This is a genomic window from Bacteroidia bacterium (genome assembly GCA_019695265.1).
GTDB lineage: Bacteria > Bacteroidota > Bacteroidia > JAIBAJ01 > JAIBAJ01 > JAIBAJ01.
Map to the genome: position 1 here is coordinate 16,843 of JAIBAJ010000003.1, position 14,782 is coordinate 31,624.

Annotated in this window: 12 protein-coding genes and 3 tRNA genes; 14 read left to right on the plus strand and 1 reads right to left on the minus strand. The window is 38.4% G+C overall.

Features of this window, described 5'->3' with window-relative positions:
• Window positions 1–53: 53 nt before the first annotated feature.
• A complete protein-coding gene (gene cphA, locus K1X82_01020) occupies window positions 54–2,699 on the minus strand; it encodes a cyanophycin synthetase (GenBank protein MBX7180667.1) in 2,646 nt (881 codons plus the stop codon).
• A gap of 91 nt (window positions 2,700–2,790) precedes the next feature.
• On the opposite strand from cphA, the gene K1X82_01025 reads away from it, so the two are divergent.
• The 14 genes from K1X82_01025 (at window position 2,791) to K1X82_01090 (ending at window position 14,779) form a co-directional block, all read left to right on the plus strand.
• Entirely contained in the window at window positions 2,791–3,438 is a 648-nt protein-coding gene (locus K1X82_01025) for a hypothetical protein (protein ID MBX7180668.1), read from the plus strand.
• Window position 3,439: 1 nt separating this feature from the next.
• Entirely contained in the window at window positions 3,440–3,856 is a 417-nt protein-coding gene (locus K1X82_01030; GenBank protein MBX7180669.1) for an EVE domain-containing protein, read from the plus strand.
• Window positions 3,857–4,090: 234 nt separating this feature from the next.
• Window positions 4,091–4,660, plus strand: coding sequence for a hypothetical protein (locus K1X82_01035; GenBank protein ID MBX7180670.1), 570 nt, complete (start codon window positions 4,091–4,093; stop codon window positions 4,658–4,660).
• 643 nt (window positions 4,661–5,303) lie between these two features.
• Window positions 5,304–6,068 carry an MBL fold metallo-hydrolase gene (locus tag K1X82_01040; GenBank protein MBX7180671.1) on the plus strand — a complete coding sequence of 255 codons (765 nt, stop codon included), beginning with the start codon at window positions 5,304–5,306 and terminating at the stop codon, window positions 6,066–6,068.
• 6 nt (window positions 6,069–6,074) lie between these two features.
• Complete coding sequence (locus K1X82_01045; protein ID MBX7180672.1) at window positions 6,075–7,241, plus strand: class I SAM-dependent RNA methyltransferase; 1,167 nt, start codon at window positions 6,075–6,077, stop codon at window positions 7,239–7,241.
• Between the two features lie 120 nt (window positions 7,242–7,361).
• Window positions 7,362–9,353, plus strand: coding sequence for an OmpA family protein (locus K1X82_01050; GenBank protein ID MBX7180673.1), 1,992 nt, complete (start codon window positions 7,362–7,364; stop codon window positions 9,351–9,353).
• Between the two features lie 64 nt (window positions 9,354–9,417).
• Window positions 9,418–10,605 (plus strand): phosphoribosylformylglycinamidine cyclo-ligase, encoded by a 1,188-nt coding sequence (locus tag K1X82_01055; protein ID MBX7180674.1) that lies wholly within the window; start codon window positions 9,418–9,420, stop codon window positions 10,603–10,605.
• Between the two features lie 87 nt (window positions 10,606–10,692).
• Window positions 10,693–11,415, plus strand: a complete 723-nt coding sequence (locus tag K1X82_01060) for a TonB-dependent receptor (protein MBX7180675.1) — start codon at window positions 10,693–10,695, stop codon at window positions 11,413–11,415.
• Between the two features lie 24 nt (window positions 11,416–11,439).
• Window positions 11,440–12,009: a sigma-70 family RNA polymerase sigma factor gene (locus K1X82_01065; protein ID MBX7180676.1), complete on the plus strand. Its 570-nt coding sequence runs from the start codon at window positions 11,440–11,442 to the stop codon at window positions 12,007–12,009.
• 4 nt (window positions 12,010–12,013) lie between these two features.
• Window positions 12,014–13,078, plus strand: coding sequence for a tetratricopeptide repeat protein (locus K1X82_01070; protein ID MBX7180677.1), 1,065 nt, complete (start codon window positions 12,014–12,016; stop codon window positions 13,076–13,078).
• A 59-nt stretch (window positions 13,079–13,137) separates the two neighbouring features.
• Window positions 13,138–14,289 (plus strand): sigma-54 dependent transcriptional regulator, encoded by a 1,152-nt coding sequence (locus tag K1X82_01075; GenBank protein MBX7180678.1) that lies wholly within the window; start codon window positions 13,138–13,140, stop codon window positions 14,287–14,289.
• Between the two features lie 138 nt (window positions 14,290–14,427).
• Window positions 14,428–14,500 (plus strand) — tRNA-Thr (locus tag K1X82_01080).
• Window positions 14,501–14,547: 47 nt separating this feature from the next.
• Window positions 14,548–14,630: transfer RNA gene (locus K1X82_01085), tRNA-Tyr, on the plus strand.
• A 76-nt stretch (window positions 14,631–14,706) separates the two neighbouring features.
• Window positions 14,707–14,779 (plus strand) — tRNA-Gly (locus K1X82_01090).
• Window positions 14,780–14,782: the final 3 nt, after the last annotated feature.

A 14,782-nucleotide genomic window follows, 5' to 3' on the forward strand; every position in this document is an offset into this window, starting at 1 on the left:
CTACTTGCCTCTATCCCTACCCGACACGTAATACGAACTTTTGTGCTTGGGTACTAAAGGTTAGGGATGTCTTCCTTTTTTAATTCAAAGTGATCTTCTTCCTCTTTTAACTTTTTAACCAAATTTACTCCTGCCGGTACCACATCGCAACAAACCGTAATGAATGAACCCGGTTTTGCATGTTTGATGGCATGGGTAATTGCTTCTGCCTCAGTTTTAATATGACTCACCTTTTTGGTTTTATCAACGCCTTCAATTCCTTCCTTGAGCAAGGCAATAATTTCTTCTTCCGATCTGCCGCGTAAATTCTTGTCTTGGCGTATGATTATTTCATCAAACATCTGGGCCGAAATTCGCCCTATGTCTCGAATGTCTTCATCCCTGCGATCGCCTACTCCGGCAATAATTCCAACTTTATGGGTGGCTTCGGTTTTTTCAAGAAACCTGGCAATTGCCTGAAATCCGGCTGCATTGTGGGCATAATCCAACATTACCTGGAAGTTTTTGAATTGGAAAATGTTCAACCTTCCCGGGGTTTGTGTTGGTGAAGGAATAAAGGTTTCCAAAGCCAATCGCATATCTTCAATTTTGAAGTTACGAATAAATCCTGCTAAAATGGTGGGCAACACATTCTGAATCATAAAAGCGGCTCTTCCTCGCATGGTTAAAGGAACATCAACCACTTTGGCAACCCTAATTTTCCAAGTGCCTTTGCACAATGTGAACCAACCATCTTCTACAATGGCTGCGAGCTTGCCTTGATTGGTATGTTCAATTACCCGTGGATTATCGGTATCCATACTAAATACTGCTATGTTGCATTGCAAGTTTTCACGCATGGCGTAAACCAAATCATCATCGGCATTTAATATGGCAGTCCCTTCCGGAGCCACGCTTTCAACCACTACAGATTTTACCCTGGCTAAATCTTCTAAAGTATTAATGTCTTTTAATCCCAAATGGTCGGCAGCAATATTGGTTACAATTCCTATATCGCAGGTATGAAAACCCAATCCTGCTCTTAAAATTCCACCTCGGGCGGTTTCTAATACGGCAAAATCAACGGTTGGATCTTTCAACACAAACTCAGCACTAACCGGTCCGGTGCAATCGCCCTCCTGAAGCATTCGGTTTTGAATGTAAATTCCATCGGTGGTGGTAAATCCAACTTTATGGCCCATCGTTTTTACCATGTGGGCCATTAAGCGGGTTGTGGTGGTTTTACCATTTGTTCCTGTTACGGCAATAATTGGAATTCGGCTGCTGCTGCCGGGAGGATAAAGCATGTCGATTACCGGTTCAGCTACATTTCTAGCCAGGCCTTCTGCCGGGGAAATATGCATTCTAAATCCGGGTGCTGCATTCACTTCTAAAACAGCTCCTCCATTTTCGTTGATAGGGGTGCTTAAATCGGAAGCCATGATATCTATTCCGCAAATATCCAATCCAACAATTCGGGCAATGCGTTCGGCCATAAATACATTGTATGGATGAACTATGTCGGTAACATCGGTGCTGGTACCTCCTGTGCTTAGGTTGGCGGTTTTCTTTAAATACACAATTTCCCCTTTCTCCACAACCGTGTCTAAATTCCAGCCTTTATCGGCAATCATTTGTAAACTATGATCATCAATCTTGATGGAGGTTAATACTTTCTCATGACCATATCCTCGTCTCGGGTCTGCATTGGTTGTATTTACTAATTCTTGGATGGTATGGATTCCATCTCCAATTACACAAGCAGGAGTTCTTTTGGCTGCAGCTACCATTTTGTAATTTACAACCAAAACTCTAAAATCAAATCCGGTAATAAATTTTTCGAAAATAACCCCTCTTGAAATTTTCTTGGCTAAGGCCAATGCCGCCATGGCTTCATCCCAGGTTTTGATATTAATGGTTGCTCCGCGTCCATGGTTTCCATTTAATGGTTTGGCAACCAATGGATATCCGATTCTACGAACCGCTACCTCTAAATCCTCTTCATCATACACTAACATTCCCTTTGGAACCGGAATGGAAGAGGCTTCCAACAGGTTTTTGGTTTCTTCTTTATCGCAGGCTATTTCCACAGCAATATTGGAGGTGGTTGAAGCTACGGTAGCCTGTATTCTGCGCTGATTCATGCCATAGCCTAATTGCACCAGGGAATGTCGGTTTAATCGAATCCATGGGATTTTTCGGGCAACGGCTTCTTCAACAATAGATCCGGTGCTTGGACCTAAACGTTCGTCTTCCCGTATTTCCCGCATATTTTGTAAGTCCTTTTCAAGGTCGTATTCCTCGTTGGAAATTAATGCTTGTGCAATTCGGACGGAAGCTTTGGCTGCATAAATACCTACTTTTTCTTCCATGTAGTTAAATACAACATTGTAAACTCCATGTTCGCCGGTACTGCGTGTTCGTCCAAATCCACAATCCATTCCGGCTAAGGTTTGAATTTCTAAGGCTATATGTTCAATAACATGTCCCATCCATGTCCCATGTTTCACCCGGCTAAAAAATCCGCCGGCAACACCTTCCGAACAACGGTGTTCGAACATGGAAGGAAACATTTTTTCCAAACGCTCACTAAATCCATTGATTTTGTCGGTTGGTAATTCCTCTAATTCCTCAATGTCAAGGCGCATTACAATGAGTTTATGACGTTTTACCGACCAGTAGTTGGGGCCACGCATGGCACGTATTTCAAGAATTTTCATACCGATATAACTTGCTAGAAAAAGTTTTAAGATGTTTTAAGGTTGTAAACATAAATTTCTTTTTCAACTTTGTACGAAGTTTTTGAAAAAAATGAAAAGTAAAGGGTTTTCCTTGTTTGTTTTGGTGGTTCTGGCTCTCGGATTTACATTTTGGATAGGTTGCGAGGCCCCAGTTTCTTTTGTTGAACCCCAGCCTCAGGGTGAACCCGATTTACCTGAATTCCCTAAAGTTTTACGTGGTAATTATTTGAGCGAAGACCAAGCCTCGGTTCTTACTATTGGTTCAACGGTTATGTATAGAACCTATGATTATGATGAAGTTCTAGCCCCAGATTCATTGAATGCTAGCACAGGTAAAGACACTGTTATGCGAATTAAGGCCGGAGGTTTTGAATTAACAAGTACCAGAAAAGATTCGACCTTAAATCATGTTCATTATGTAGACACCTTAGTTGTATTGTCTGAAAATCAGGTATTAAGAAAATTGAAAGGGTATTATTTTATTAGTACTTTACTAGAAACAGATACCTGGGAAGTAAATATGTTGGAACTTTCAAGAGGAAACTTAAGCTTAGGTAGCATTTCTTCCAGACGGGAGTTAGAGGAGTTGAAAGAATTTGCGGCTACTCCAGGCGATACTGCTCCTGTCAGGGTAAAGCTTACCCGAAAGCAGTTCAAGGACTTTGTGAAAAAAGATGGGTTTAGTTATGGCGAAACCTTTAAAAAGATACGTTTGTAGCATGAAGTATTGGTTAGTAAAATCAGAGCCTTTTGTTTATTCTTGGAGTCGTTTTTTGAAGGAAGGTAAGGTTGTTTGGGACGGAGTTCGTAATTATCAGGCCAGAAATAACCTCAGGGAAATGCGTCAGGGCGAATGGGTATTGTTTTATCATAGCAATGAAGGTTTGGCCGTTGTGGGAATTGCACAAGTAAATAAAGAGCATTTTCAAGACCCGACCAGTGATAATCCGAATTGGTTGGCGGTAGAACTTATTCCTTACAAATCTTTGGAATTGCCGGTAGAATTGTCGGTGATAAAAGCTGAGCCTGAATTGGCAAATATTGCTTTGGTTAGAAATGGACGTTTAAGTGTGCAGGAACTGAGCAAGCAAGAATTTGATAAACTATTGGAACTGGGTAATACCCTGTTAAACTAAAGGCTGCAAAAGAATCTATTTCGGCTTCCAACTGCTTCAATTTCAGAATTTTCAGAACGGTTTTATCTCCGAATAGTCCATTAGTTCTTCACTCAATAATCAACCTGAACCCCTCGTCTTTATTGCATTTGAAGGCTTCATCACGATTTCTGATGCAGGTTTTGGGTTTTGTGTGAATAAATTTTAGGATAATTGAATGGAGTTATCAGTATATTTGGAATGGATTAAACCTGTATGAAAAGAGTAGGTACCTTCCTTCGAAAAGTTAAGCTTTTTCTTGTTTTTATAATTCTGTACCTTGGTTCGAATACGGGTTTTGCACAAACAAACCGATTGGATTCTTTGGAGAATTTGATTTCAAAAAAGTTATGTTCACATGGATTTTATGAAGCGTTTTATGGATTTCCCAAGAAGGATTCAGCCAATAATTTGTTGAGTTCTGCTAAGGAATTAGATAGACGTTTATTGTTTTATTCGGATCATACTTTTGAAGAAATTGAATTTAAGGACTGGGATTCGTTTCAATTTCCGGAAAGTTGTTATAAAACCAAGAAATTCAAGTCGTTTGTTGCATTGTTATCGGGCGAATGGAAATTGATGGGGGAGACCATTCTATTAAAGTACAAGTATGAATTAGTATATAAGGAAGCCGATTTTAGATCCTGTTTTGGTTCGGGTGAAGCCAAACGATTTAAATGTGTGTATGCGCCATTGTGTAATTTTGAGTTGAATATAAAACGGATGTTTCTCTTTAAGAAGAATGAACTCCAAGAGATAGGCCATTTGGAATATGGATATGAGTGATACCTTGATTATCTATGTTTGATTGATTGAAAGAAACACTTCTAAGCTAAACCTGATAGAGGCAAATAGCTTTGCGGCACCTTATCTTATTACTTACACAAGTGTAGATTTGAAGAAAATTTTATTAAAAGTGGGCCGCAAACTATAGCCGATAGCAGGGATGTCGATTTTTCGGGTCCTGACTGATTGTTTTCAAAAAAAATGAAAAATTGAAACGTAATACCGAATGGACATTATGTTTAGTCCAATTTTATGTAATAATTTTATTTGAAAAAATTGGCCTAACATTCTGTATCCTCGGCATTTATACCGAATGGACAAATTGTATAGTCCAATTTTATGCTTAAATTTTCTTGAAAAAATCGGACTAACATTTTGTATCCTCGGTACTTACCAATCTAAATTTATAAATTGCCTTTGGACTATTTATAAATTAAAATTGGTATAATATTCCGGAAAAGGCAGAAGATAGAAAATTGTTTCGAATAAAAATGAAGGGATAACCGATAGAAAAGGTTTCATAAAGAAGGTGGTGTAAATGAATAGAAATAAGAAATTTAGGATAATAAACAGGGCAAAATGGGATGAAGCAAAGGCCAAAATATATACCTTCGCCACCTAAGTTTAAACCTTGAGAACTTCCATTAAAGTAACATTTTTAGGCACAGGTACCTCTCAAGGTGTACCCGTAATTGCTTGCCAATGTGCAGTTTGCCTTTCGGAAGACCCAAGAGATAAGCGCTTGAGGAGTTCGATTATGGTAGAGACAAATGGAAAAAGGTTTATAATTGATACGGGTCCGGATTTCAGGCAACAGATGCTAAGATTTAATCCATTTGGTGATGTGGATGCTTTTATATACACCCATGAGCACAAGGATCACATTGCGGGCATGGATGATGTAAGAGCGTATAATTTCATTTTTGGAAAGCATGTAGAAATGTATGCCAGTTTACGGGTTTGGGATGCCTTCAGAAGGGAGTTTCCTTACGTTTTTGAGAAGGTAAAATACCCGGGAGTGCCATTAATAAATGAGCACCATATTGGTAATGAGGTATTTGAAATAGAAGGAGTTGCTATTCAACCCATTGAGGTTATTCATTATAAATTACCGGTTATGGGATTTAGGATAGGCGATTTTGTATACATTACGGATGCCAATTGGATTTCGGAGGAAGAGAAGCAGAAGATAAAGGGGTGTAAAGTTTTGGTTTTGAATGCATTAAGGCATGAGTCACATGTTTCACATTTTACCTTTCAAGAGGCCAAAGATTTGGTAGCAGAGTTAAAACCGGAGCGTGCATACTTTACGCACATAAGTCATCAATTGGGTCTTCAGGAGGAGATAGAGCAAGGATTAAGTGCGGACATTCGCTTGGCCTATGATGGTTTAAGCATAGAAATTTAATAAAAGATGGAACAAGAAAACATGAAAATAATTATCCGGACATTTGCCGGATTGGAAGGGGTTTTAGCTGCGGAGGTATTAAGGTTAGGAGGAAGAAATATTAAAGAATTGGTAAGAGCAGTTCAGTGTGAAGGTGATATGGGATTTGTTTACAAGGCTAATTTCAGTTTAAGGACAGCTATCAACATATTGGTTCCGATATATGAATTTAAGGCCAGGGATGAAGATCAGTTTTACAAAAAATTAAAGGAATTTGCATGGGATGAGATTCAGGATGTGGATCAAACTTTTGTAATAAACCCGGTTTTAGGAAACAAGGCTGTTTTTAATCATTCTTTGTATTTGGCCCAAAAGACCAAGGATGCATTGGCTGACTTTTTTATGGAAAAGTATAAAAAACGTCCATCGGTAGATAAGAACAGGCCAGCTATTTATTACAGTATCCATGCCGATGATGAGAAGTTTAGTTTGGCTTTGGATAGTAGTGGAGAAATACTTTTTAAAAGAGGATATCGTGAATCGGCATTAGAGGCACCGCTAAATGAGGTATTAGGAGCTGGATTGGTTATGTTAAGTGGGTGGTCATTGCCACGGCCCTTGTATAATCCGATGTGTGGTTCGGGAACCATTGGAATTGAGGCAGCACTGATGGCTGCAAATGTGCCACCTGGATTTTTCAGGGAAGAATTTGCCTTCCAAAAATGGAAGAAATATGATGAAGCCTTGTTCGATTTGATTTCGGAGAAGGCATTGGAGCGAATTAAAGATGATTATATTAAGGTTTGGTGCAGCGATCATTCAAAAAAGGCTGTTTCAATAACCAAAGAAAATATTGAAAGCGCCAAGGTAGAGGACTTAGTAGAGATTGGATTGGAGGATTTTTTCAAATCGGAGCCCAAGTTAGGTCCGGGAACTGTGATAATTAATCCACCGTATAGTCAACGAATGGAATTGGAGGATGAGATGGAATTTTACAAAGAAATAGGAAATACCTTAAAGCGGAATTATGCCGGTTGTAGAGCATGGGTATTAACTGCCAACTTAGATGCTGCTAAGTTTATCGGTTTAAAACCTACCTGGAAATATACGGTATATAATGGGTCGCTGGAATGTAGGTTTTTGGGATTTGAATTATATGATGGAAGCAAGAAAGCTGCCAAAAAGGGAGCGTAGTTGCTAACAAAAAGGAAAAAAAGAAAAAGAATTGGTATTAATTTTTACTATCAATTTGGTTGTTTAAAATAATTTTTAATTTAGCCCCCCGTTTCTAGGACAAAAACTTCAACCATAAAAATGAGAAAACTATTTACCCTTTTAACCCTTATCATGTGTGTATCGTTGGGATCATATGCACAGAAAGATTTGACAAAAGAGGCTTTTGACATCTTTGATGCACAAGAGTACACCAACGCTATTGCAGCCCTGAAAAAGGCTTATGGTAAAGAGAAAGACAAAGCGAAAAAGGCAGAGATTATTTTTAAAGTAGCTGAATCTTATCGATTAACTAATAACTGGAAACAAGCGGAAGTTTGGTACAGAAAGGCCATTAAAGTAAAGTTTGCCGATCCGATAGCTTATTATCGTTTGGGAGAGAGTTTGAAAGTGATGGAGAAATACCAAGATGCTGCGGTTGAATTTGAGAATTACAAGTCAAAAAATCCATCGGATCCAAGAGGTGCTAATGGCGTGGAGTCATGTAATTTGTCTCAAAAATGGAAAGATAATCCTACTCGTTACGTAGTAGAGAACGTTGCTCAAATTAATGGAAAGAATAATGATTTCTGTCCAAGTTTCAGCAAGAAAAACTACAAAGAATTGTATTTTACTTCTGCCCGTGAAGATGCCTCAGGTAAAGAAGTTGACGGATGGACAGGTGCAAGTTTTACCGATTTATTTGTTGCCAAAGTGGATAAAAAAGGCAAATGGAGTTCTCCTGCTGCATTAGCTGCTCCTGTGAATTCGGTATTTAACGAAGGAGCTTGCGCTTTAACCCCAAAAGGTAATGCTATCTATTTTACCCGTTGTGGCGTTGAGAAGAAAAAAGCTATGGGTTGTGATTTGTATCGTTCAGAAATTAACGGGCAAGCTTTTACTGATCCTGTAATTATTCCATTAGGTACACCTGATTCAGTGCTTGTAACTTCCGGGCATCCTTCTGTTAATGAGGACGAGACAAAATTGTTTTTTGCTTCTGACTTAGCAGGTGGACAAGGTGGAAAGGATATTTGGGTAATGACTTGGGATAAAGAGAAAAAACGTTGGGGAGCTCCTGTGAATTTAGGCCCAACTATTAACACTCCCGGTGATGAGATGTATCCTTTCATTCACGCTGATGGAACCTTGTATTTTGCCTCCAATGGTCATATTGGAATGGGCGGTTTGGATATTTTCAAAGCAACTCCAACCGGTGATAAATTTGCTAACGTAACCAACATGCGTTATCCAATTAACTCTGCCGGTGATGATTTTGCGATTGTTTTTGAGGAAAAATTGGAGAAAGGTTATTTTACTTCTAACCGCGATGGTGGTAAAGGTGGCGATGATATTTATTCTTTCATTTTACCTTCACTTGTGTTTAGCCTTTCCGGTACAGTTCGTGATTCAAAAACCAAAGCAGTTATTGCTGATGCTACCGTAACATTGGTTGGTACAGATGGAACTTCATTGGAGACTAAAACCGATGGTAAAGGTTTCTACAAATTTGATCTTTCTCCAGCTACCTCTTATGTTATTACTGCAGGTAAAATTGGTAAATACTTAAATAAAACCGGTAAATCAACCACTGTAGGTTTGGAAACTGACAAGGCATTGGTTCATGATTTTGAATTAGATCCTACCGATATTATTATTCAACTTCCAAATATCTATTATGACTTAGCATCTTGGACTTTACGTCCGGAGTCTAAAGTTTCCTTAGATGGATTGATTGAGACTTTAAATAATAACCCAACGGTTGTAATTGAGCTAGGTTCTCACACAGATACCCGTGGTACAGATGAGGCAAACTTAACTTTATCTCAAAAACGTGCTCAATCGGTAGTTGATTATTTAATTGAAAACGGAATTGATGCAGAGCGTTTGGTGGCCAAAGGATATGGTGAATCTGTTCCAAGGGTTATTGATGCTGCCTCTAGTTTCTTCCAAAAAGGCGATCGCATTACCGATGATTACATTGCTAAATTGAAAACTGATCCTGAGAAAGAAGAAGCTCACCAAATGAACCGTCGTACCGAGTTCAGAGTACTTCGTTCAGATTATGTTCCAAAACCAAAAGCAGGTAATTAATAGAATGAATTGAAAATGAACGCATCTGTGCCTTGAGTGCAGATGCGTTTTTTTATTTAGAAAAATGAGTGATCTAAAATATACCCAAAGAGGAGTTTCGGCCGCCAAAGAGGATGTACATAATGCCATTAAGGGTTTAGATAAAGGTTTATTTCCCAAGGCGTTTTGTAAGATTATTCCTGATTATTTAGGTGGCGATCCTGAGTATTGTAATATCATGCATGCTGATGGAGCCGGTACAAAATCTTCCTTAGCCTATATGTATTGGAAGGAAACCGGTGATTTGTCTGTATGGAAAGGAATTGCCCAAGATGCTGTTGTAATGAATACAGATGATTTGCTCTGTGTTGGTGTAACAGACTCTATCTTATTGTCCTCCACCATTGGAAGGAACAAAGGATTAATTCCAGGAGAGGTAATAAAAGCGATTATAGAAGGAACAGAGGAGGTTTTGCAGATGCTTAGGGAGAATGGTATTGATATTCAATTAACAGGAGGGGAAACTGCAGATGTTGGTGATTTGGTAAAAACTGTGATTGTGGATAGTACTGTTACAGCCAGAATCGAACGTTCTAAAATAATTGATAATTCCAGGATTGAAGCAGGCGATGTGATAGTTGGATTTTCTTCCTTTGGTAAGGCTAATTATGAAAAGGAGTACAATGGAGGAATGGGAAGTAATGGTTTGACCAGTGCCAGGCATGATGTTTTTGCACGGAAGTATGCTAGTTTATTTCCGGAATCCTTTGATAATTCTTTGGATGAAACAGTAGTTTATGTTGGGGGAAAGAATTTAACAGATAAAATTGACGTTGATTATGGAGGTCAACGTTTTCAGGTGGATGCCGGAAAGTTGGTTTTATCTCCTACCCGGACCTATTTACCATTGGCCAAATTAATGTTTGGGAATTGGCGAAATCATATTCATGGTATGGTTCATTGCAGTGGTGGGGCTCAAACAAAAATCCTTCATTTCGTTGAAAACTTGCATATTGTTAAGGATAATTTATTTTCAATACCTCCTTTGTTTCAATTGATTCAATCTCAATCTCAAACAGAATGGAAAGAGATGTATAAGGTATTCAATATGGGGCATAGGTTAGAAGTTTATGTTAAACCTGAAATTGCTCAGGAATTGATTGATTTAGGAAGGTCCTTAAATATTGAAAGCCAAATTGTAGGGTATTGTGAACCTTCAATGTCCAAAAAATTGACATTGAAATCGGAATACGGGCAATTTGAGTATTTTTAAAGCGTTAATATTCAGGGTTTTGCATTTTTAAATAGTTGTTCTTTATGGAATTTTATATTGATTGAGGTCTATCCATAAAAACAGAACATGAAAAAATACCTCACTTTAGCTTTGTTGTTATTATCTCTAGTTGGATGGTCTCAGACTCCATTAGGTGAAATTCGCGGTACCTTGGTAGATTCAACAACCAAACAACCGGTTCCGAATGCCTATGTATTTGTTCTTACCGGATCGGATTCTATTGCCAACGCCACCGACCTGGATGGGGACTTTATATTTAAAGGATTGAAATCGGGAATTTACCAGGTGAAGGCAAGTTGTGTTGGATATCAAACCCGTGTTATTGGAGGTGTTCAGGTAATAGCCAATCAGGTTAAGTTTTTGGGTAAAATTCCGATGAATTTTGGCATAGAATTAGGTGGGATTGTATTTTCCGAGGATGGTGGCAGAAAGTTATTAGATCCGGATGAGCCAAGTACTATGGTTATTATTGCCAGTGAAATTATTAAGAGTCCGAATCAACGTGAATTAATGAAATTAGTAGGTTCCGTTGTGCCTGGAGTCTTGACTAGTGATAATGGAAAGGAGATTCATTTTAGGGGGGCACGAGATGGGGCTGAAGCTTACTATATAGATGGTGTTAGGGTTCGAAGTTTAGAAGGGTATCCTAGTCAGGCTGTAGGTTCCATTAAGGTATATACCGGAGGTGTTCCTGCACAATACGGCGATTTGACCGGAGGGGTTGTCGCTATTGAGACCAAAAGTTATTTTGATCTTTATAATGCTTGGTTAGCAAGTCATCCGGAGTAAATTTAGTTTCAAGATGCACAGATAATGTTCCCATTCTTTCTCCATATCAAAAAGTTAAGCGATGAAGAGCTGTTTGGAAGATACCTCCAAACAGGCAATAGTCGATTTGCTGAAGAATTGTATACGAGGTATTTTCATATTGTATTAGGTGTTGCTTTTAAACATTTACAGGACAAGGAAGAGGCAAAAGATGTTGTGATGGAAGTATTTGAAAAGTTTATGGCAGAGTCAAAGGTTCAGGTTGTGCAGAACTTTGGTGGATGGATATATATAACAACCAAGAATGCTTGCCTAAATAGGATAAAATCAATGGAGAGAGCATCAAGGAGGTTAGAAGAATATTCTCAAAATTTTGCAATTGATTTAGAAGAAAACGAACTGGAGGAAGAGCAACTAACCATGTTACCTGAAGCAATTGAATCATTAAATGAGCATCAGAAGAATTGCATCAGATTATTTTTTATTGAAAGAAAGTCGTATAAGGAAATTGTGGAAGAAACAGGATATTCTGAAATGCAGGTAAAAAGTTATATTCAAAATGGAAAACGCAATTTGAAGATTTTTCTAGAAACCAGAATCAACAGAGCCATTTAGTAACATGAAGCCCACCAATTTGAACAAAGGATTTTTTACTCGAAAGGACTATGAATTACATAGCCAAGGCAAGCAATTGTTGGATGGTAAGATTTCTGATCAAGGAAAGGAAGCTTTGGAAGGCTTGTTGGAAGGAGAGTTTAGCACCCAAAAGTTATTGGAATTGGAATCGGTTCTTTGGAAACCCACTTTTTATGATCGATATAGGACGACTATTCAATTTTCAACAACCTTATTATTGGGGATATTATTAGGGATAGGAGGGATACTATTTTTCGGAGATATAAAGAAAGAACCTTTAAGTAGGGAATTACCATTAAACCAAAGCGATGAAAGTTCAGCGGTACCATTGGTAGAAAGGACTAGGGATATATCCACAACAATCTCATCTAAAGGTATTCATACACAGATGGAAGGCCCGATAGAAAAGAAAGAAATTGAACAGGAAATTCAAGGAGAAATTAAATATAGTGAATTGCCTACCAAGGGTATACCTATGCTTGTGCCTGTTGGCAGACCTAATGAAGTTAAATTAAAAGTTTCTACAATTCAAGTACCACTTTTTTATGTTGGCCAATATAAGTGGGTGGATTATGAAAAGTTATACCCGGAACAATACAAGGAGATAGAATTAAGCGGTACTGAAGCTATTTTCGAAAATAAGTTTAAGGTGAGAGTGGAGAATGGTTACACTCCAATCCAGAGAACCTCTTATAGAACCAAGGTTGGAGTTGCAATGTATTATTTGGAGAAGGGAAAAATGGAAGGAGCATTGAAAGAGATGAAACGCTTGTTAACTGATCGCCCGGACGATGTTAATTTAAATTTCTACTCCGGGATCTTAACTTATCAAAAAGGGGATTATGAATCTGCATTGGAATTTTTTAAGAATGTTAAATCCGCTTACCCTCCATTATTTGAGCAGGAAGCCTTATGGTATGAGGGTTTATGTTTAAAGGAGTTGGGAAGAACAGAATCAGCGCTTAAGATATTTAGGGAAGTGCAATTGTATGATGGATTTTATTCGATTGATGCAAGTAAGGAAATAAACAAATTAGAAGGTAAATAAGCAAACGAACCTTCAGAATGAGCGTTTGAAGTATTTACTTTGCGGAATAAATATACACCATGGCAAAAATATTAGTAATAGATGACGAAAGAGCAATAAGGAATAGTTTGAAGGATATTTTAGGGTATGAGAATCATATAGTAGAGGATGCCGCAGATGGAATAGCAGGATTAGAATTAATTAAGGAAAAGAGGTATGATTTGGTTCTATGTGATATTAAGATGCCAGGAATGGATGGGATGGAGTTGCTTCAAAAATTGGAGGAAATAGATCCTCAGCCAATAGTTATAATGATTTCCGGACATGGGAACATTGAAACTGCGGTAGAGGCAATCAAGAAAGGAGCCTTTGATTTTATAGCTAAGCCCTTAGATTTAAACAGACTATTAATCACCTTAAGGAATGCTTTAGATAAGGAGAAATTAGTGAGGGAGACCAAGATATTAAAGAAGAAGGGCGGTGGTCGATCCACCATGATAGGAGAAAGCAAAGAGTTGGGAGCAGTAAGGGAAATGATAGAGAAATTAGCTCCAACAGATGCCCGTGTATTAATATTAGGACCGAATGGAAGTGGGAAAGAATTAGTTGCAAGGGAGATTCATGAAAAGAGTTTAAGATCAGGAGGACCATTTGTAGAGGTTAATTGTGCTGCTATTCCTTCTGAACTGATAGAAAGCGAGTTGTTTGGTCATGAGAAGGGTGCATTCACATCTGCCATTAAGCAGAAGAAGGGTAATTTTGAGCAGGCAGAGGGCGGAACATTATTTTTAGACGAGATCGGGGATATGTCATTATCTGCTCAGGCAAAGGTATTGAGGGCACTTCAGGAAAATAGAATAATGCGGGTGGGAGGAGAAAAGGAAATTATGGTAAATGTGAGAGTAATAGCGGCAACAAATAAGAACTTGGTGGAAGAAATTGAACAAGGTCGATTTCGAGAAGATTTATATCATCGCTTAAGTGTAATTGTATTAAAGGTACCATCCTTAAACGATCGAAAAGAAGATATACCATTGTTGGTAGATTATTTTACACAGGCCATTTGCAAAGATTATGGTATATCACCCAAAAAATTTGACCAGGAGGCATTACAAGAGTTGAGTGCTAGAAATTGGTCTGGGAATATCAGAGAATTAAGGAATATTGTAGAGCGACTAATGATATTAGGAGGGACATTGATATCATCTGATGACATAAAGAAATATGTGTAGATTTGGGTTGAAGGGAGATAAAATATAGAAAATAAAAAAAATATTCATCAAATGTTTTGGGAATTAAAATCTTCATACATTTGCACTCCCAAAAATGAGGGTCTCGATTTTTCCAAATCGAATTCTTAGGATGGGTAGGCCGGAGTAGCTCAGCTGGTAGAGCAACTGATTTGTAATCAGTAGGTCGGGGGTTCGATTCCCTTCTCCGGCTCTGATACAGGTTCATTGAAATATTGAAAATAATAGATTAAAAATCTTGGGGCGATACCAGAGTGGCCAAATGGGGCAGACTGTAAATCTGCTGATTAATTTCTTCGGTGGTTCGAATCCACCTCGCCCCACAAATGTTATTTGGGAATTAAAAAAGTATTACTTTTGCAACCCTGAATTCATAGTGACTAGCACTCACGAAAAAAAGCGGAAGTAGCTCATTTGGTAGAGCATCAGCCTTCCAAGCTGAGGGTGGCCGGTTCGAGCCCGGTCTTCCGCTCTA

What these genes read in the sequence shown, in the direction of transcription:
- K1X82_01070 (MBX7180677.1), top strand. Translation starts at nt 12,014, where the DNA reads ATGAAGCCCACCAATTTGAACAAAGGATTTTTTACTCGAAAGGACTAT.
- K1X82_01045 (MBX7180672.1), top strand. Translation starts at nt 6,075, where the DNA reads ATGGAACAAGAAAACATGAAAATAATTATCCGGACATTTGCCGGATTG.
- K1X82_01060 (MBX7180675.1), top strand. Translation starts at nt 10,693, where the DNA reads ATGAAAAAATACCTCACTTTAGCTTTGTTGTTATTATCTCTAGTTGGA.
- K1X82_01050 (MBX7180673.1), top strand. Translation starts at nt 7,362, where the DNA reads ATGAGAAAACTATTTACCCTTTTAACCCTTATCATGTGTGTATCGTTG.
- cphA (MBX7180667.1), bottom strand. Translation starts at nt 2,699, where the DNA reads ATGAAAATTCTTGAAATACGTGCCATGCGTGGCCCCAACTACTGGTCG.
- K1X82_01065 (MBX7180676.1), top strand. Translation starts at nt 11,440, where the DNA reads ATGTTCCCATTCTTTCTCCATATCAAAAAGTTAAGCGATGAAGAGCTG.
- K1X82_01025 (MBX7180668.1), top strand. Translation starts at nt 2,791, where the DNA reads ATGAAAAGTAAAGGGTTTTCCTTGTTTGTTTTGGTGGTTCTGGCTCTC.
- K1X82_01030 (MBX7180669.1), top strand. Translation starts at nt 3,440, where the DNA reads ATGAAGTATTGGTTAGTAAAATCAGAGCCTTTTGTTTATTCTTGGAGT.
- K1X82_01075 (MBX7180678.1), top strand. Translation starts at nt 13,138, where the DNA reads ATGGCAAAAATATTAGTAATAGATGACGAAAGAGCAATAAGGAATAGT.
- K1X82_01035 (MBX7180670.1), top strand. Translation starts at nt 4,091, where the DNA reads ATGAAAAGAGTAGGTACCTTCCTTCGAAAAGTTAAGCTTTTTCTTGTT.
- K1X82_01055 (MBX7180674.1), top strand. Translation starts at nt 9,418, where the DNA reads ATGAGTGATCTAAAATATACCCAAAGAGGAGTTTCGGCCGCCAAAGAG.